At 53.5% G+C, this 18,720-nt stretch carries 19 protein-coding genes; 12 read left to right on the top strand and 7 right to left on the bottom strand.

Going from position 1 to position 18,720, the window contains the following annotated elements:
* Nucleotides 1-17: 17 nt before the first annotated feature.
* On the top strand, nt 18-434 hold the full coding sequence (gene cueR, locus ACLJZ5_RS06175; RefSeq protein ID WP_001026760.1) for a Cu(I)-responsive transcriptional regulator: 417 nt from the start codon (nt 18-20) through the stop codon (nt 432-434).
* On the opposite strand, the gene ACLJZ5_RS06170 is transcribed toward cueR, so the two are convergent.
* On the bottom strand, nt 435-887 hold the full coding sequence (locus tag ACLJZ5_RS06170; protein ID WP_000561177.1) for an NfeD family protein: 453 nt from the start codon (nt 885-887) through the stop codon (nt 435-437).
* Entirely contained in the window at nt 884-1,801 is a 918-nt protein-coding gene (locus ACLJZ5_RS06165) for an SPFH domain-containing protein (protein ID WP_000906146.1), read from the bottom strand. The genes ACLJZ5_RS06170 and ACLJZ5_RS06165 overlap by 4 nt, the downstream gene beginning before the upstream one ends.
* 146 nt (nt 1,802-1,947) lie before the next feature.
* Between ACLJZ5_RS06165 and fetA the strand changes: the two genes are divergently transcribed.
* The gene (fetA, locus tag ACLJZ5_RS06160; protein WP_023137944.1) at nt 1,948-2,625 is read left to right on the top strand and encodes an iron efflux ABC transporter ATP-binding subunit FetA; all 678 of its coding nucleotides are present in this window, start codon (nt 1,948-1,950) and stop codon (nt 2,623-2,625) included.
* Nucleotides 2,612-3,391: an iron efflux ABC transporter permease subunit FetB gene (fetB, locus tag ACLJZ5_RS06155; RefSeq protein WP_001002130.1), complete on the top strand. Its 780-nt coding sequence runs from the start codon at nt 2,612-2,614 to the stop codon at nt 3,389-3,391. Before fetA ends, fetB begins: the two co-directional genes overlap by 14 nt.
* 85 nt (nt 3,392-3,476) lie before the next feature.
* On the opposite strand, the gene cnoX is transcribed toward fetB, so the two are convergent.
* The 3 genes from cnoX to tesA form a co-directional block, all read right to left on the bottom strand.
* Entirely contained in the window at nt 3,477-4,331 is an 855-nt protein-coding gene (gene cnoX / locus ACLJZ5_RS06150; protein WP_024797959.1) for a chaperedoxin, read from the bottom strand.
* A 59-nt stretch (nt 4,332-4,390) separates the two neighbouring features.
* Nucleotides 4,391-5,161 (bottom strand): SDR family oxidoreductase, encoded by a 771-nt coding sequence (locus ACLJZ5_RS06145; RefSeq protein WP_001172804.1) that lies wholly within the window; start codon nt 5,159-5,161, stop codon nt 4,391-4,393.
* A gap of 154 nt (nt 5,162-5,315) precedes the next feature.
* Nucleotides 5,316-5,930 (bottom strand): multifunctional acyl-CoA thioesterase I/protease I/lysophospholipase L1, encoded by a 615-nt coding sequence (gene tesA, locus ACLJZ5_RS06140; protein WP_001010574.1) that lies wholly within the window; start codon nt 5,928-5,930, stop codon nt 5,316-5,318.
* Here tesA and ybbA point away from each other — a divergent pair.
* The 6 genes from ybbA (at nt 5,901) to ACLJZ5_RS06110 (ending at nt 13,109) form a co-directional block, all read left to right on the top strand.
* Nucleotides 5,901-6,587, top strand: a complete 687-nt coding sequence (gene ybbA / locus ACLJZ5_RS06135) for a putative ABC transporter ATP-binding protein YbbA (RefSeq protein WP_001110598.1) — start codon at nt 5,901-5,903, stop codon at nt 6,585-6,587. The genes tesA and ybbA overlap by 30 nt on opposite strands.
* A complete protein-coding gene (gene ybbP, locus ACLJZ5_RS06130) occupies nt 6,584-8,998 on the top strand; it encodes a putative ABC transporter permease subunit YbbP (RefSeq protein ID WP_024797960.1) in 2,415 nt (804 codons plus the stop codon). Before ybbA ends, ybbP begins: the two co-directional genes overlap by 4 nt.
* Before the next feature lie 185 nt (nt 8,999-9,183).
* Nucleotides 9,184-10,317, top strand: a complete 1,134-nt coding sequence (locus ACLJZ5_RS06125; protein ID WP_000152869.1) for a porin — start codon at nt 9,184-9,186, stop codon at nt 10,315-10,317.
* A gap of 256 nt (nt 10,318-10,573) precedes the next feature.
* The gene (locus tag ACLJZ5_RS06120) at nt 10,574-11,404 is read left to right on the top strand and encodes a MetQ/NlpA family ABC transporter substrate-binding protein (RefSeq protein WP_000524317.1); all 831 of its coding nucleotides are present in this window, start codon (nt 10,574-10,576) and stop codon (nt 11,402-11,404) included.
* Between the two features lie 36 nt (nt 11,405-11,440).
* Entirely contained in the window at nt 11,441-12,457 is a 1,017-nt protein-coding gene (gene sfbB / locus ACLJZ5_RS06115; RefSeq protein ID WP_000569662.1) for a virulence-associated ABC transporter ATP-binding protein SfbB, read from the top strand.
* On the top strand, nt 12,450-13,109 hold the full coding sequence (locus tag ACLJZ5_RS06110; RefSeq protein ID WP_000342247.1) for a methionine ABC transporter permease: 660 nt from the start codon (nt 12,450-12,452) through the stop codon (nt 13,107-13,109). The genes sfbB and ACLJZ5_RS06110 overlap by 8 nt, the downstream gene beginning before the upstream one ends.
* A 38-nt stretch (nt 13,110-13,147) precedes the next feature.
* Here the strand turns inward: ACLJZ5_RS06110 and mnmH are convergent, their stop codons facing one another.
* The gene (mnmH, locus tag ACLJZ5_RS06105; RefSeq protein ID WP_001154070.1) at nt 13,148-14,242 is read right to left on the bottom strand and encodes a tRNA 2-selenouridine(34) synthase MnmH; all 1,095 of its coding nucleotides are present in this window, start codon (nt 14,240-14,242) and stop codon (nt 13,148-13,150) included.
* A gap of 69 nt (nt 14,243-14,311) precedes the next feature.
* Complete coding sequence (allS, locus tag ACLJZ5_RS06100) at nt 14,312-15,238, bottom strand: HTH-type transcriptional activator AllS (RefSeq protein ID WP_023249777.1); 927 nt, start codon at nt 15,236-15,238, stop codon at nt 14,312-14,314.
* Nucleotides 15,239-15,464: 226 nt separating this feature from the next.
* Between allS and allA the strand changes: the two genes are divergently transcribed.
* The 3 genes from allA (at nt 15,465) to gcl (ending at nt 18,710) form a co-directional block, all read left to right on the top strand.
* Nucleotides 15,465-15,947, top strand: a complete 483-nt coding sequence (allA, locus tag ACLJZ5_RS06095; protein ID WP_000764659.1) for an ureidoglycolate lyase — start codon at nt 15,465-15,467, stop codon at nt 15,945-15,947.
* A 78-nt stretch (nt 15,948-16,025) separates the two neighbouring features.
* Nucleotides 16,026-16,844: an HTH-type transcriptional repressor AllR gene (allR, locus tag ACLJZ5_RS06090; protein ID WP_024797961.1), complete on the top strand. Its 819-nt coding sequence runs from the start codon at nt 16,026-16,028 to the stop codon at nt 16,842-16,844.
* 84 nt (nt 16,845-16,928) lie between these two features.
* Nucleotides 16,929-18,710 (top strand): glyoxylate carboligase, encoded by a 1,782-nt coding sequence (gene gcl / locus ACLJZ5_RS06085; protein WP_001096861.1) that lies wholly within the window; start codon nt 16,929-16,931, stop codon nt 18,708-18,710.
* Nucleotides 18,711-18,720: the final 10 nt, after the last annotated feature.

Below are 18,720 nucleotides of genomic sequence, written 5' to 3'. Positions count from 1 at the left end.
AAGGTCAAGGGGGAAATATGAATATTAGCGATGTGGCGAAAAAAACCGGTTTAACCAGCAAAGCCATTCGGTTTTATGAAGAGAAAGGGCTGGTGACGCCGCCATTACGTAGCGAAAATGGTTATCGCACCTACACGCAGAAGCATTTAAACGAGCTGACGTTGCTGCGACAGGCGAGGCAGGTGGGGTTTAATCTGGAAGAGTGTGGCGAACTGGTCAATCTGTTTAACGATCCGCGACGCCATAGCGCAGATGTGAAAAAGCGGACGCTGGAAAAGGTCGCGGAGATCGAGCGCCATATCAGCGAGCTGCAATCAATGCGCGATCAACTGCTGGCGTTGGCGGAGAGTTGTCCCGGCGATGACAGCGCCGACTGCCCGATTATTGATAATCTTTCCGGCTGCTGTCATCACAAGGCGCAAAAGCCACGTTGATTAAACGGCACGAATGCGTAAGGTGATGCCTTCCACGGCGATCACTTCGACATGCGTACCTGCGCGCAGGTCTTCGTCAGCGCATACCGGCCACGAGCTGTCGCCGACTCGCATATGACCCCGTCCGTTCACTAACGCGGCATCAAGCATAAACCGGCGGCCTACCAGTTGTTGTCCGCGTTGGTTAAGGCGGCTGTCGGTCGGCTTTTGTTCCCGCACGCGACGCGCCAGCCAGCGCCACCAAAGCCAGGCCGCCAGTAACGTTAAGGCCGCAAACAGCACGCCCTGCCATTCCCAGCCGAGCGGTAAGAGCCAGACGGTTAAGCCGGTAATCACTGCCGCCACGCCGCTCCACAGCAAATAGCCGTTACCGCCGAGCATTTCCGCAGCCAACAACAGGCCGCCGAGGCTAAGCCAGAAGATATGCGGATGTACCAGAATCATCGCTATCATGCTTTTTTCCGTTCGCTGGCGCTGTCCTTAACCAGCTCGCTGATCCCGGCGATAGCGCCCATCAGACTGCTGGCATCCAGCGGCATCATGACCACTTTGCTGTTATTCGCCGAGCCGATTTGCTGTAACGCTTCGGTGTATTTCTGCGCCACGAAGTAGTTTATCGCCTGAATATCCCCGGCGGCGATGGCTTCAGACACCATCTGCGTAGCGCGGGCTTCCGCTTCGGCGGAACGTTCGCGCGCTTCCGCCTGCAGGAAAGCGGACTGACGTTCGCCTTCGGCTTTCAGAATCTGCGACTGTTTTTCCCCCTCGGCTTTCAGGATTTCCGCCTGACGTACCCCTTCGGCCTCAAGGATATAGGCGCGTTTGGTACGTTCCGCTTTCATCTGGGCGTTCATAGAGGAGATCAATTCCGCGGGCGGGCGGACATCGCGAATTTCGATACGGGTAACTTTAATTCCCCACGGATTGGTGGCTTCATCGACAATATGCAGCAGCCGCGTGTTGATGCTGTCGCGCTGGGAGAGCATTTCATCCAGCTCCATCGAACCGAGCACCGTACGGATATTGGTCATGGTCAGGTTAATGATCGCCAGTTCCAGGTTACTGACTTCATAAGCGGCGCGCGGCGCATCAATAACCTGAATAAAACAGACCGCATCGATAGTGACGTTGGCGTTATCTTTTGAGATCACCTCCTGCGACGGAATATCCAGCACTTGCTCCATCATATTGATCTTGCGGCCAATTCTGTCCATAAACGGTACAACAAGGCTTAATCCCGGCTGCAGGGTTTTGGTGTAACGTCCAAAGCGCTCCACCGTCCACTGGTATCCCTGCGGAACGATTTTGACGCCCGCGCCGACGATCACCAGCGCGACGAAAATGAGAATAGGGATAAGAATGAGCATAGCTAAACCTCCTGTTGCGTTGTCCATAAACCGATTTTGCTGACGAATTAAGCGAATTATACCTGATTCAGTAAAGCATGTTCCCCCCTTATTAATTACAGGGATACACTATCGCTATAAAAATATGAACAACGGATGCGCAATAAATGACAGAACGTAGCATGTTGCTTGAGTTAAAGCAGGTCGGTTACCGGACTGCGACGACAAAAATAGTGAATAACATCAGTTTTACGCTGCAACGCGGCGAATTTAAGTTAATTACCGGTCCTTCTGGCTGCGGAAAAAGTACGTTGTTGAAAATGGTGGCCTCGTTAATAAGCCCTGATATCGGCGTGATTCTTTTTGAGGGGCGGGATATTACTACTCTGAGTCCGGAAGCCTATCGCCAGCAGGTTTCTTATTGCGCTCAGACGCCAGCGCTATTTGGCGATACGGTTTACGATAACCTGATTTTTCCCTGGCAAATTCGCCATCAGCGCCCGCAGCCGACAGCCTTCGCAGACGATCTGGCGCGTTTTGAACTGCCGGAGACGATTCTGCAAAAACCGATTGCCGCGCTTTCCGGCGGGGAAAAACAGCGTATTGCTCTAATTCGTAATCTACAGTTTCTGCCGAAAATACTGTTACTCGACGAAATAACCAGCGCGCTGGATGAACATAACAAACGGAATGTAAATGATATTATTCATCGCTATGTTCGCGATAAGCAGGTCGCTGTCTTGTGGGTAACGCATGATAAAGATGAAATTCAACACGCGGATAAGGTGATAACGTTAACGCCATCTGCCGGAGAGATGCAGGAGGCGCGTTATGAACGAGCATAATATTACCAATACCTCGCTGGCGTTATCGATGCTGCTGGTGGTGGTCGCGATGCTCATCAGTCACAAGGAAAAGCTGGCGCTGGAAAAAGATATTCTGTGGAGCGTATGCCGGGCGGTGATACAGCTCATTATTGTCGGCTATGTACTGAAATACATCTTTGGCGTTAATCATGCCGCCCTGACGCTGCTGATGGTACTGTTCATCTGTTTTAACGCCGCCTGGAACGCGCAAAAGCGCAGTAAATATATCGATAAGGCATTTCTCTCCTCGTTTATCGCCATCACCGTCGGCGCCGGACTAACGCTGACGGTACTGGTGCTTACCGGTTCGATTGAATTTGCGCCGATGCAGGTGATTCCCATCGCTGGCATGGTTGCCGGCAATGCGATGGTGGCGGTAGGGCTGTGCTACAACCAACTGGGGCTGCGTTTTCATAGCGAGCAGCAGCAAATCCAGGAAAAATTAAGTTTGGGCGCAACGCCGAAAATGGCTTCCGCCGGGCTTATCCGCGATAGCATCCGCGCATCGCTTATCCCGACGATCGACTCGGCAAAGACCGTTGGGCTGGTGAGCCTGCCGGGGATGATGTCCGGGCTGATTTTTGCCGGGATCGATCCGGTAAAAGCGATTAAATATCAAATTATGGTAACGTTTATGCTGTTGTCGACAGCCAGCCTGTCTACCATCATTGCCTGCTATTTAACCTACCGGAAGTTCTATAATTCGCGTCATCAGTTGGTAGTGATGCCGCTCAAGAAATCATGATAGTGGCCGGATGATGGCGCAAGCGCCTTATCCGGCCTGAGGACGACAGGTAGGCCAGATAAGCGCGCCATCAGGCAAGAGAGGATTAATACAGTAGCGCGTACAACTGGCGGCGGTATTTCGACGCCAGCGCGTCGCCGGTGCCGAGCGCGGCAAGGATCTCCTGGAAGGTTTTGCGCGTCTGTCCCTCGGCGGCGGTAAGATCTTTTCTCAGATGGCTGAACAGCAATTCCAGCGCTTCTTCATTACGTCCGACCTGGTGCAACTGCAACGCCAGTTGCGTTGCCAAAGCCGCATCCTGCGGATTCTCCGCGACTTGCTGCTGAAGTTGCTGAATTTCCAGCGTATCCGCCGCCTGTTTAAGCAGTTCGATCTGCGCAACCAGCCCCTGATAACGGGTATCCTGATCCTGTAGCGGGATAGTTTTTAATACCGCTTCGGCCTCTTCAGAACGGTTCAGCGCAATTTGCGCTTCCGCCAGTAACAGGCCAATCTCACTGTTCTGCGAAGAGAGCTGCCAGGCGTCTTTGAGCAACGGCAGAGCGTCAATGTAGTTGCCCTCCTGCATTAACTGCATCGCTTGTTGCGCTTTTAGCTCTTCTTCGCGCGGTAGTACTTTATCCAGCAGAGCGCGGATCGCCTCTTCCGGCTGCGGCCCCTGGAAACCATCGACCGGTTGGCCATTCTGGAACAGATAGACAGTCGGGATGGCGCGCAGACCAAACTGAGCGGCGATCATCTGTTCGGCGTCGCAGTCCAGCTTTGCCAGAATAAACTGACCGTGGTACTGGGCAGCCAGACTTTCCAGCACTGGCGTTAATTGCAGACAGTGTTGGCTGCGTTCAGACCAGAAATAGAACAGTACCGGCGTGGTCATGGACTGCTCTAAGGTCTGCTGCAGGTTGGATTCATTAATATTGACAATGTTCTGTACGGACATGGCGTCGCTCTCTTTTGTCTGTGTCACGTTTACATGGGGGCTGACGGGCGCGCTTCAACTCAGCTTTGTAAAATTTTATCCAGCATCCGGCCCGGCAATAGGCGTTTCAGCGCCATCACCGCCCAGGTGACCAGCGTAACGGGATAGCGCAGCCTGGGTTTATCGCTTGCAAAAGCATGACGGACTTTCGCTACTACCGCGTCAGGATCGCGGGTGAAACGTGCGGCGATGCCGGGATTTTCTACCGGTTTATCACGCTGCGTCTGGTTAACGTTATCCGTAAAACGGGTACGAATCGGCCCCGGTTCTATCAGGCTCACTTTAATGCCTGTGTGCCGTAGCTCCATACGTAGCGCGTCAGACCAGGCTTCGAGCGCATATTTGCTGGCGGCGTAAGCGCCGCGCCCTGGGGTGGAAATCAGCCCCATCACCGATGAGGTCATCACAATGCGTCCTTCACCATGCGGCAACATGGCGGGAAGTAAGCGCATAGTAAGCTGATGCGCACCGAAGAAATTACTGGAAAACTGTTGCTCCATCTGCTCACGGCTGATGGTGGAAAGGGGGCCATATACGCCGTAGCCGGCATTGTTAAAGATCCCATACAGACGATTATCGGTCAGGGCGATCACTTCATCGGCGGCACGATCCACGCTTTCAGGGGAGTCGAGATCGATCAACACGCCGGTAAATCCCATACTGTTCATCCGGGCGACATCATCAGGTTTGCGGCAGCCCGCCAGGATTTGAAAGCCCTGGCGTTTAAGTTCAAGCGCGCTGTCCAGACCGATTCCGCTGGAACATCCTGTTATTAAGACCGATTTTTGCATAACTTTACCTGTCAGGATCTCCGTTGATTTAAGAGTCGTGGTTAACTATATCCGTCATACTTCAAGTTGCCTGTGCGTTCGTTTACTCCAGTCACATAGGTATCTATGCTCCTGGAAATTCTCTTACGTGCCGCCTTCATGCAACTCGAATTATTCAGGAGAGAAAAGGGGTCAACTGCTTCGCCATCCAGTCGGCAATAAACGGCTGGGCGTCGCGGTTGGGATGAATGCCGTCATCCTGCATCCACTGCGGTTTCAGATATACCTCTTCCATAAAAAACGGTAACAGAGGAATATCGAACTCTTTGGCGAGCTTAGGATAAATGGCGCTAAAGGATTCATTATAACGGCGACCGTAGTTAGCGGGCAGATGAATTTGCATCAGTAACGGTTGGGCATCGGCGGCTTTCACCGTCTGAATGATTTTACGTAGCGTCTGTTCGGTTTGCGCAGGCGCAAAACCGCGTAGGCCATCGTTGCCGCCAAGTTCCACCACTACCCAGCGCGGGTGATGCTGTTGCAACAGCGCCGGCAAACGCGCCAGTCCCTGCTGCGAGGTATCACCGCTTATACTGGCATTAACGACCGACGTTTTGTTTTGCCATTTATCATTAAGGAGCGACGGCCATGCCGCGCTGGCGGCCATACGGTAACCGGCGCTGAGACTATCGCCCAGAATTAATAAGGTGTCTGCGGCGGCGGCACGGAAAGTTAACAGGATCAAAAACAGGAAGGGCAAATGCCAGCGGAAAACAGTGTTGAAGTTCATCGTCTCAGGAAGTCCGTCGGTCAGGGTGAGCATGAGCTTTCCATCCTTACCGGAGTTGAACTGGTTGTCAAACGCGGTGAAACCATTGCGCTGATTGGCGAATCAGGATCGGGAAAATCTACGCTGCTGGCGATTCTCGCCGGACTGGATGACGGCAGTAGCGGAGAGGTCAGTCTGGTGGGGAAACCGCTTCACCAGATGGACGAAGAGGCGCGGGCGCAGCTTCGCGCTCAGCATGTCGGTTTTGTTTTTCAATCCTTCATGCTTATTCCTACGCTTAACGCGCTGGAAAACGTTGAACTACCGGCCCTGCTACGCGGTGAAAACAGCGGTCAGAGTAAGGCGGGGGCGAAAGCGCTGCTCGAACAACTGGGACTGGGAAAACGGCTTGACCACCTTCCGGCACAGCTTTCCGGCGGCGAACAGCAGCGCGTAGCGCTGGCGCGCGCGTTTAACGGGCGTCCTGATGTGCTGTTTGCCGATGAGCCGACGGGCAACCTTGACCGTCAGACCGGAGATAAAATCGCCGACCTGTTATTTTCGCTTAACCGCGAACACGGCACCACGCTGATTCTGGTGACGCACGACCCGGCGCTGGCGGCGCGCTGCGACCGGCGGCTGCGGTTGGTCAACGGTCAGTTACAGGAGGAGGCATGATAGCTCGCTGGTTCTGGCGCGAATGGCGCTCGCCGTCGCTGATTATTGTCTGGCTGGCGTTGAGTCTGGCGGTGGCCTGCGTACTGGCGCTCGGCAGTATTAGCGACCGGATGGAAAAAGGGTTAAGTCAGCAAAGCCGCGAGTTTATGGCAGGCGATCGGACGCTGCAAAGTTCGCGGGAGGTACCGAAGGCCTGGCTTGAAGAGGCGCGTAAACGCGGCCTTAACGTGGGCGAGCAGTTAACCTTTGCGACCATGACGTTTGCCGGCGATACGCCGCAACTGGCCAGCGTGAAGGCGGTAGATAGCGTTTATCCGATGTACGGCGAATTGCAAACCCGTCCAGGCGGAGTGAAACCGCAGCCGGGTAGCGTACTGCTGGCGCCGCGTCTGATGGCGCTGCTTAATTTGAAAACGGGCGATACCATTGATGTCGGCGACGTGACCTTGCGTATTGCCGGTGAAGTGGTGCAGGAGCCGGATTCCGGGTTTAACCCTTTTCAGATGGCGCCGCGTCTGATGATGAATATGGCCGATGTGGCAAAAACCGGTGCGATACAGCCGGGGAGCCGCGTGATGTGGCGGTATAAATTCGGCGGAACGCCGCAACAGCTTGCTGGCTATGAAAGCTGGCTGTTACCGCAGCTTAAACCGGAACATCGCTGGTACGGACTGGAGCAGGATGACGGGGCATTGGGGAAATCGCTCGAACGTTCGCAGCAGTTTTTGCTGCTTTCGGCGTTATTAACGCTACTGCTGGCGGTAGCTGCCGTCGCGGTGGCGATGAGCCATTACTGCCGTAGCCGCTACGATCTGGTGGCGATTTTAAAAACGTTGGGCGCGGGCCGGACCCAGTTACGTAAACTTATCATCGGACAGTGGTTGACGGTGCTGGGGCTTTCCGCCGTCACGGGAGGCGCGATTGGGTTACTGTTTGAAAACATATTGCTGGTGCTGCTAAAACCGGTACTGCCCGCCGATTTGCCGCCCGCCAGCCTGTGGCCCTGGCTGTGGGCGCTGGGCGCGATGACGGTCATCTCTCTGCTGGTCGGTTTACGGCCTTATCGATTGTTGCTGGCGACCCAGCCGCTACGGGTGCTGCGCCGCGACGTTGTCGCTCGCGTCTGGCCGTTAAAAATTTATTTGCCTGTCGCCTGCGCCGTCGTGGTGGCGCTGCTCGCCGGATTGATGGGCGGAAGTATGCTGTTGTGGGCGGTTCTGGCGGGCGCCGTGATACTGGCGCTGCTGTGCGGTCTGGTGGGCTGGATGCTGCTTAACGTGCTGCGCGGCATGACGTTGACGTCGCTACCGCTGCGTCTGGCCGTCAGCCGACTTCTGCGTCAGCCGTGGTCAACGTTGAGTCAGCTTTCGGCGTTTTCGCTTTCGTTTATGCTGCTGGCGCTCTTGCTGGTGCTGCGCGGCGACCTCCTTGATCGCTGGCAACAGCAGCTCCCGCCGGAAAGTCCGAACTATTTCCTTATCAATATTGCTTCAGAGCAGGTCGCGCCGCTGAAAGCCTTTTTGGCGGAACATCAGGTGATTCCGCAGACGTTTTATCCGATTGTGCGGGCGCGGTTAACGAAGATAAACGGTAATCCGACGGAAGGTCAGCAGGATGAGTCGCTCAACCGTGAACTGAATTTGACCTGGCAGGATACGCGCCCGGCGCATAATCCGCTGGTCGCCGGTCACTGGCCACCAAAATCGGGCGAAGTCTCTATGGAGGAGGGGCTGGCGAAGCGGCTGAACGTCAAACTCGGCGATAGCGTAACCTTTATGGGCGATACCCAGGCATTTAGCGCTAAAGTCACCAGCTTGCGTCAAGTGGACTGGGAAAGCCTGCGGCCCAACTTTTTCTTCATTTTTCCTTCCGGGGCGCTGGACGGGCAACCGCAAAGCTGGTTGACCAGTTTTCGCTGGGAGAATGGCAACGGCATGTTAACGCAGCTTAACCGCGAGTTTCCTACCGTCAGCCTGTTAGATATCGGGGCGATCCTGAAACAGGTGGGACAGGTGCTGGAGCAGGTCAGTCGGGCGCTGGAGGTGATGGTTGTGCTAGTCACCCTCTGCGGCATGTTGCTATTACTGGCCCAGGTACAGGTCGGGATGCGTCAGCGCCATCAGGAGCTGGTGGTGTGGCGCACGTTAGGAGCCGGAAAGAAACTGTTGCGTACCACACTCTGGTGCGAATTCGCCATGCTGGGGTTAGTTGCCGGGTTGGTCGCCGCGATTGGCGCGGAGACGGCGCTGGCGATCTTACAAATTAACGTTTTTGATTTCCCCTGGGAGCCGGACTGGCGTTTATGGGGCGCACTGCCGTTTTGCGGCGCGCTGCTGCTTTCCGTATGCGGCGGCTGGCTTGGCGTTCGTTTGCTGAAAGGCAAAGCGCTATTCCGACAGTTTAGCGGATGATTCATGATGTGAATAATTTCGCGCCGGTTTTTAAAACGGCGCGTACTTTTTTAGTCGCACAAATTGATAACTCCTTGATTTTTAGTAGCACAAATCATTAAAAAATACACAACACGTAAGGTTTTATAACAGTTATTATTTGCCTGCTAAATGATTTGGATTGGCTATCTATCAAGGAAAATATAATGACAATTAAAATAACAGCGTTGGCGGCATCGATCGGCGCGGCAGTGGCTTTCATGCCTTTCGCTACTCAGGCGGAAATCACCGTTTTAAAACAAGATCCCCAGGCGGGTAATCCACTCAGCCGACTCAATTTCACCGTTGGCGGGAGTATTCGTCCGCAGTTCCAGAATATGACCGGCAATGACGGCGCGAACGGTTATAAACGTAATGGTTTTGATGGCGGGACGCGTTTCCGCTTCGCCGCGGATTATTATCTGTTTGATGATATCAGTTGGATTAGCTATTACGAGCTGGGCGTCAATATCCCTGCGGTATTTGACTGGGATAATCATTATGCGAAGGGCGCGACTGATACCACTCGCCGTATGCTGTATACCGGCTTCAAGAGCGCGACGTGGGGAACGCTGACCTTCGGTCAACAGAACAGCATTTATTACGATGTGGTGGGCGTAAAAACCGATATCTGGGATTACGACATGATAGGTCAGGCGCCGGGCAACGGGATTAACGGCGACTACGATGGTTCTTACCGTACGCGTAAGTCATTGAAGTATAAGAAAAGCATTGGCAATGTCGATCTCTACGCGTCTTATCTGTTCAGCGACGATTATAATGCCAATAACGGTCTGAATTACAAACGTAAAGGCGGCGGTTCTTTAGGCGCGGATTACCATCTCACCGACGATCTGACCTGGGGGACGGCATGGAACTATACCCGTGCGGAGATGCGCGGCAACGGCAATAAAACTTACGATCAAAATATTGTCGGTACCGCGTTAAGCTGGACGCCGGAAAACTGGACTATCGCCGCAGGCGGCGGTTGGTATCAGAACTTTATGACGACCAAAAAAGTGTCTGTGAATGATTACTTTGCCGGCGATGCGTGGGGTCTGGAATATTTTGTCGGTTACGCTTTCCCGATTGGTCAGTATGCCGTGAAAGCTATTCAACCGTACTTTATGGGCGACCGCATTGAATATGTGAATGGCCGCGACTATCTGCGCACCGATAACGGCGTGGGGATCACCTTCCAACTGGATTATGGTTTCCGCGTTGATTATGAACATGTTTTCACCTCCAGCACTGACAATCTGGGCGATATGAACCTGGTGCGTCTGCGTTACGATTTCTAAAGCGTTTTCCTGTGCCGGATGTTGGCGTTAAGACGTCTTATCCGGCATTTCCCTTTACGCCATTCCCGCCTGACACACGCCTGAGCGCCTGCCTCGTACATTTAACGACACACCAGGAAACATCATGAAATAATTTCAAGGACAGCAGGCTGTGATCTGTGTCATGTTAAGAAATAGCCTTTCGTTTGGGCCAAAACAGACGATGCCGCATGAACGGCATCCGGCACAGCATCACACTATTTAAAATGGAGAAATTATGGGATTGCGTCAGAGTTTACGCATTGCGGCCAGCACGCTATTACTGGCCTGCGGATTACAGTTTGCCCATGCCGATAGTTCCCCGCAAACGATCGTATTTGGCGTCGCGCCAGGGCCGTATGGCGACATGGTGAAGCAGGCGATTGCGCCGACATTAAAAGAAAAAGGGTATAAGGTCGTGGTGCGCGAGTTTAGCGACTATGTCCAGCCCAATATGGCGTTAGCTAACGGCAGCATTGACGCCAACCTCTTTCAACATACCCTCTATTTTGACAAATTCACCGCTGACAAAGGGCTGAAGCTCAGCAAACTTATTGTGGTACCGACCGCCGGGATGGGCTTCTATTCACGTAAAATCAACAGTCTGGATGCGCTTAAAAAAGGGGACATTATTACCCTCTCCAACGATCCGACCAACCTGGCGCGCGGCCTTCGCTTCCTGCAATCGTTGGGGCTTATCACGATTAAGGACAATATCGATCCGACCAAAGCCTCTGAACGAGATATCGCCAGCAATCCAAAAGGACTGGTTTTCAAACCGCTGGAAGCCGCACAGCTACCGCGCACGCTGGATGGCGTGACCGGCGCGCTGGTTAACGGGAACTTTGCGGTGGCGGCAGGACTGGATCTCTCCAGCGCGATTAAGCAGGAACACCTGGATGAGAATCTGAAAAATATCATTGCGGTACGCAGTGAAGATGCCGATAAGCCGTTTGCCAAAGATATTGTCGAGGCGGTGAAATCGCCGGCTTATCGCGCGGTCATCGACGATCCAAAGAATATTTATAGCGCCTTCCAGAAACCGGAATGGATGACCGCGACACCCTGATCGCAGCGGTGGCCATCCCCAATTTCTGAGGTGAATATGATTGAAATAGAAAAAGTCTGCGTCGATTTTACCGCCGGTCGCGGTACCCCCACGCGCGCGGTGGATGATGTGAGCCTGCATATCGCCGCGGGCGAGATTTTTGGCATTGTTGGTACCAGCGGCGCAGGAAAAAGCACTCTGCTGCGTACCCTGAACGCCTTAACGCGTCCCAGCCAGGGGCGCGTCAACGTCAACGGCGTGGAAATCTCGGCGCTGGACGGAAAAGCGTTACGCCAGGCGCGGCAGCGTATTGGTATGATTTTCCAGCATTTTAACTTAATGCATACCCGGACAGTGGCGCAAAACGTTGCGTTTAGCCTGAAAGCGGCTGGCTGGGAACGCAGCAAAATCGCGCCGCGAGTGGCGGAAATTTTAACGCTGGTGGGCCTTGCCGATAAAGCGAACCGTTTTCCGGTACAGCTCAGCGGCGGGCAAAAACAGCGGGTGGGGATAGCCCGCGCCATCGCTAACCATCCGGATGTGTTGCTATGTGACGAACCGACTTCCGCTCTGGATCTGGAAACTTCCGCCACGATTCTGGCCCTGCTCAGACAGATCAACGCACAGCTCGGGATTACTATTGTGCTGATCACCCATGAAATGAACGTGATCAAATCTATTTGCGATCGCGTGGCGGTGATGTCGGGCGGTAAGGTTGTGGAATCGGGCGAGGTGTTTGATGTGTTTGCCCACCCGCAACACGCTTTCACACAGCAACTGGTGTCTCATACCCTTAATTTGACCCTGCCGGAACGTTTACGGGAACACCTGCCCGGGCAGTTGCTGAAAATTTTGTTTATCGGCGATTCGGCGGAGCAGCCGGTACTGTCGGAGGTGGCGATCACGTTTGGCGTCGCGGTCAATATCCTGCATGGCAAGATTGAATATATCGGCGAACGCGCGTTGGGCATTCTGGTGGTGCAATTAACCGCGCCGCATAATCCAACGGCGGTGGCCGCCGCCGTGGAGCATATCCGTCAACGTACCGCACAGGTGGAGGTGATCCGTGGATGATTTATTGCCGGATTTAACGCTGGCGTTCAATGAAACTTTCCAGATGTTGAGTATTTCAACGGTGCTGGCGATTCTTGGCGGTCTACCGCTCGGTTTTCTGATTTTTGTCACTGATCGTCATCTGTTCTGGCAGAACCGTTTTATTTATCTCGTCGCCTCGGTTCTGGTGAATATTATCCGCTCGGTGCCATTTGTTATTTTACTGGTGCTGTTACTGCCGCTAACGCAGCTTTTGCTGGGTAATACGATTGGCCCGATTGCAGCCTCCGTCCCGCTGTCGGTGGCCGCAATCGCGTTTTATGCACGCCTGGTAGATAGCGCGCTCCGTGAAGTTGATAAAGGGATTATTGAGGCGGCGCTGGCATTCGGCGCTAGTCCGATGCGTATTATCTGTACCGTACTGTTGCCGGAAGCCAGCGCAGGGCTGCTGCGCGGCCTGACGATTACATTGGTAAGCTTAATCGGCTACTCGGCGATGGCCGGGATTGTCGGCGGCGGCGGGGTAGGCGACCTGGCGATTCGCTATGGCTACTACCGTTACGAAACCGAAGTGATGGTTGTTACCGTAGTGGCGCTGATTGTGCTGGTTCAGGTCGTTCAGATGCTGGGCGACTGGCTGGCAAAACGTGCCGACAAGCGCGACAGACACTAAGCCGGCTCAATGTAGCGTCAGCCGGCAATAAAAATAAGCTATTGCGCTTTTAGCCAGTTGGCAACGTCTTGCCATGTGCCGCGAAAAACGATATTCGCGGCTTTTTTCTCCAGTTGATAGCGATACATTGGGTCGTAATATTCGTTAAGTAGCGGAACCAGCCATGCCATATGGCCGCCGGTGCTGCCGCTGGATAATTGCTCCGCCAGCGCCCTATCCAGCGTGTCCGTCAGTTCGGCAAAGCGTTGCAACCCCAGACGGCGGCGAATAGCGAACAGTCCATGATGAAGATATTCACTATACGCCTGCCAACCGGCTTCATCGCCGTAGGCGTGGGTGAAGTCGTGATGCATACGGATGAAATACTCTTCACGCAGTCGTTCCAGACGAAGCGCAAACGGATCTTCCACTACCGCAATGGGGGCCTGCGCCATTCTTTCGCGTAAACACTCAGGCAGATGGTTGGCGCCGATCGTTCGCCCTTCATCTTCCAGTACCCACCTTTTTAGCGTCTGACGCGCGTTAATTTTCAGCAATTCAACGGCAAGTTTGTTTTCAAAACTGGCCTGGCTGAGTTGGGGTTTCAGCGTGCGGCCAAAAGAGGAGCCGCGATGACGCGCGAGACCTTCCAGATCCACGCCGTTGGGCTGTTGTCGCACCAGTTGCGTTTTGCCGCTGCCCGTACAGCCGCCAATTAAAAGTATCGGTTTTTGCGCCAGTTGCCAGGTCGCCTGAATTGCTGTCTGGCGCAGCGCTTTATAGCCGCCTTCAATAAGCGGGCAGTCAATCCCTGTTTCTTGCAGCCAACGTTGTACGATATGTGACCGCTGACCGCCGCGCGCGCAGCACAGATACCCGTTGGGGAAACGTTGATACGCGGCTTTCCAGGCCTCAAGCCGCTGCTGGCGAATGTCGCCGCAAACCAGCCGATGCCCCAACGCTAACGCCGCATCCGCGCCCTGACGTTTGTAGCAGGTGCCGACGGCGGCCCGCTCGTCATCCATCATCAATGGCAGGTTGATAGCGCCCGGCATGGCGCCCTGTTCAAACTCAATCGGCGCGCGTACATCAATTAAAGGCGTATCGGCAAGGAGGAGCGCGCGATAGTCCTGTGCTTTTTGTCTGTCTTGCATAACGTAAAACGTAACCTCAAATCATCCCTTGCGTTATTTTACGCGCCAATTCGCAAAGTGGCTTGATTTTTAACAGCGTACCGTGTTGAAAATGGATAAAAAATCGGCTATTTCGGGTTGTCGTTGGGTAAATAATTTCACAATGTCTTCTACCGCTTTGCCTCCGCCAAATTTATGCCAGGCGAGGCTTAACGGTGAGGGCGGACGCATCGTAGGGATGGTACAGCTCACCAGTTCGTTTTTGTCGATCAGCGTTTGACAAAGCGGCTGCGGGACAAAACCGATACCGACGCCTGCCAGATGAGCGGCGATTTTGGTTTCCATATCAGGCACGATAATTTCCTTCTGCCCCGGAAGGCGCCAGGCTACACGTTTGGTCAGCGTACGCGCGCTGTCTTCGATATTAATTGCCGGGAAACGGCGCAACTGCGCTTCTGTTAGAGGCCCGCTGACGTGAGCTAAAGGATGATCCGCGGACATCACAAAACGCCATTGTACGGAACCTAAAGGGTCGAGCATAAAGGTATTAGCCAACGGCTCGGTGCCAGTTACGCCAATTGCCAGCGAAAAACCTTCATACAGGAGCGAATCCCAGACGCCCATATAAATTTGCCGGGAAAAGTGAAACTGAGTGAAAGGGTAACGCGCATTAAGCCACGATAAGAGACTGGCGACCGCTTGCGGGCTATAGAGCAGGTTATTCACCACAATATTGACCTGACGCTCTACGCCGTCGTTAACCTGGCGTAGCTCGTCAGGCATGCTATCCAGCCACGCAAGCCAGTCTTTTGCCTGAGAGAGAAGGTGAGAGCCCGCCGCCGTCAACGAGACGCTTCGCGTTGTGCGAAAGAACAGTCCTACGCCGGTATTTTCCTCCAGCAGTTTGATGCGGTAGCTAATGGTTGCCGTGGTTTTACACAGGCGCTCCGCCGCTTTGGAGAAACTCCCCGTTTCGGCAACGCTGATAAAGGTACGCAGTGTTTCCGGGTCAAACATCGTCAGACGCCTCCTTACGATCCTGATAAAACCAGAATTGTTTTCCTATGATTTTTAAGTAGTTTTACATAATAGCCATGTTTGATTTGTGGTCTAAATCTACTTTTGGAAAAATATTCCAACTTTTATGTTGATGTTAAATCCCGAAGGTTTTAGATTGCATGGTATTGAAACCGGACAGAGTCCAAACCGCGGTTAAACGGAATCGAGCTACAAGGGAAAAATAATGAAACTTGAGGTATTACCGTTAGATCAGAAGACGTTCAGCGCTTATGGCGATGTTATTGAGACGCAGGAACGTGACTTTTTTCATATAAACAACGGGTTAGTTGAGCGATATCACGACCTGGCGAAGGTTGAAGTTCTGGAGCAGGATCGCACGCTGATCAGTATTAACAGGGCGCAACCGGCCGCGATGCCTATTGTGGTACATGAACTGGAACGTCATCCTTTAGGTACGCAGGCGTTTGTGCCGATGAACGGCGAGGCTTTTGTCGTTATTGTCGCGCTCGGCGATGATAAACCCGATCTCTCCACGCTGCGGGCGTTTATTAGCAATGGACGGCAGGGCGTCAATTATCACCGTAATGTATGGCATCACCCGCTGTTTGCGTGGCAGACGGTTACCGATTTTCTGACGGTGGATCGCGGCGGCAGCGATAACTGTGATGTTGAAAGTATCCCGACACATGAACTCTGTTTTGCGTGACGCTATTGGCCTTCTTGCATAAGATGAACATATTGTTCATTGTTTATGCTCATATTTTGGGCCGGAGTTAACGTAAATATGACGGAAGTAAGACGACGCGGCAGGCCAGGACAGGCAGAGCCGACTGCGCAGAAAGGCGCTCAGGCGCTGGAGAGGGGCATAGCGATATTGCAATATCTCGAAAGAAGCGGCGGCAGTTCATCAGTTAGCGATATTTCCGGCAGCCTGGATTTACCGCTTTCTACGACGTTTCGCCTGTTAAAGGTACTGCAAGCGGCTGATTTTGTGTACCAGGATAGCCAGCTTGGCTGGTGGCATATTGGTTTAGGCGTATTTAATGTGGGCTCTGCGTATATTCACAATCGCGATGTCCTCTCGGTGGCCGGACCCTTTATGCACCGACTTATGCTGCTTTCTGGCGAGACGGTCAACGTAGCGATTCGCAACGGTAATGAAGCGGTGTTAATCGGTCAAAAGGAGTGCAAATCGATGGTCAGAATGTGCGCGCCCTTAGGGAGTCGTCTGCCGTTACATGCTTCCGGCGCCGGAAAAGCGCTGCTTTACCCGCTCACCGAAGAAGAGCTGGTGGGGATCGTCGTCAATACCGGTTTGCGGCGGTTTACGCCGACCACTCTGGTGGATTTACCTATCCTGCTTAAAAATCTGGAGCAGGCGCGTGAACAGGGCTACACCATTGACCAGGAAGAACATGTTGTCGGGCTGAATTGTATCGCCTCCGCTATCTATGACGATGCGGGCAGCGTGGTCGCCGCTATCTCAATATCGGGACCGGCTTCCCGGCTGACGGAAGATCGATTTATCAGCCAGGGTGAACTGGTACGGGATACCGCGAAAGACATCAGTACGGCGCTTGGGCTAAAACCCCCTGTAGCCTGAGCCGCATCCCGCTCGCTGGAGCGGGACTTTTTTAAAATTTTTAAAAGTTGGAAATTTTTTCCAATAAAAAGAGGTAGCAATAAAATGGCAAAAATGAGAGCCGTGGATGCGGCAATGTATGTGCTGGAAAAAGAAGGTATCACCACAGCATTCGGCGTTCCTGGGGCTGCAATCAACCCCTTCTATTCTGCAATGCGTAAGCATGGAGGCATTCGCCATATACTGGCGCGTCATGTGGAAGGCGCTTCGCATATGGCTGAGGGCTACACACGTGCGGCGGCAGGTAATATTGGGGTCTGCCTGGGCACTTCCGGCCCGGCGGGAACCGACATGATCACCGCGCTCTATTCCGCTTCTGCCGACTCTATCCCGATTTTATGCATTACCGGTCAGGCGCCACGAGCGCGTCTGCACAAGGAAGATTTCCAGGCAGTCGATATTGAAGCGATTGCAAAACCAGTCAGCAAGATGGCAGTGACGGTTCGTGAGGCGGCGCTGGTGCCGCGCGTATTACAACAGGCTTTTCATCTGATGCGCTCAGGCCGCCCAGGTCCTGTGCTGGTTGATTTACCGTTTGATGTCCAGGTTGCAGAGATCGAATTCGATCCGGATATGTATGAGCCGCTGCCGGTATATAAGCCAGCCGCCAGCCGCGTACAGATTGAAAAGGCGCTGGAGATGCTGATTCAGTCCGAGCGTCCGGTAATTGTCGCGGGCGGAGGGATTATTAACGCCGACGCCGCGCCACTGCTGCAGCAGTTTGCCGAACTAACCAGCGTACCGGTGATCCCTACTCTGATGGGCTGGGGCTGTATCCCGGACGATCACCCCTTAATGGCGGGGATGGTCGGCCTGCAAACGGCGCACCGCTACGGTAACGCCACTCTGCTGGCATCCGATATGGTTTTTGGCATCGGTAACCGTTTCGCCAACCGTCATACGGGGTCCGTTGAGAAATATACTCAGGGGCGAAAAATCATCCATATCGATATTGAACCAACGCAAATTGGCCGCGTGTTGTGTCCGGATCTGGGCATCGTTTCGGACGCCAAAGCGGCGCTAACGTTGCTGATCGATGTCGCGCAGGAGATGCAAAAAGCGGGGCGTTTGCCATGCCGGAAAACCTGGGTGGACGAATGCCAGCAGCGTAAACGGACTTTGCTGCGTAAAACCCACTTTGACAACGTGCCAGTGAAGCCGCAGCGCGTCTATGAAGAGATGAACAAAGCCTTTGGTCGCGATGTGTGCTATGTCACCACCATTGGATTGTCGCAAATCGCGGCAGCGCAGATGCTGCATGTGTTTAAAGACAGACACTGGATCAACTGCGGCCAGGCGGGGCCTCTTGGCTGGACAATCCCGGCGGCATTAGGAGTTTGTGCTGCCGATCCGCAACGCAATGTGGTGGCGATTTCCGGCGATTTCGACTTCCAGTTCCTGATTGAAGAGTTAGCCGTCGGCGCGCAGTTTAACATTCCGTATATCCATGTGCTGGTTAACAACGCTTATCTTGGCCTGATTCGCCAGTCGCAACGCGCATTTGACATGGACTACTGCGTACAGCTCGCCTTTGAAAATATCAACTCCAGCGAAGTGAATGGCTATGGCGTTGACCATGTAAAAGTGGCGGAAGGGTTAGGCTGTAAAGCCATTCGTGTCTTTAAACCGGAAGATATTGCGCCTGCATTTGAACAAGCCAAAGCGCTAATGGCGCAATATCGCGTTCCGGTGGTGGTGGAAGTCATTCTGGAACGCGTAACCAATATTTCCATGGGCAGCGAACTGGATAACGTAACCGAGTTTGAAGAGGTTGCGGATAGTGCGAAAGATGCGCCAACAGAAACCTGTTTTATGAAATATGAGTAAGGGAGGTAAT

Source organism: Salmonella sp. 5800 (assembly GCF_046558195.1).
Classification (GTDB): domain Bacteria; phylum Pseudomonadota; class Gammaproteobacteria; order Enterobacterales; family Enterobacteriaceae; genus Salmonella; species Salmonella enterica.
Note: the sequence above shows the minus strand (reverse complement) of the source record. Positions and strands in the feature narration are given on the sequence as shown.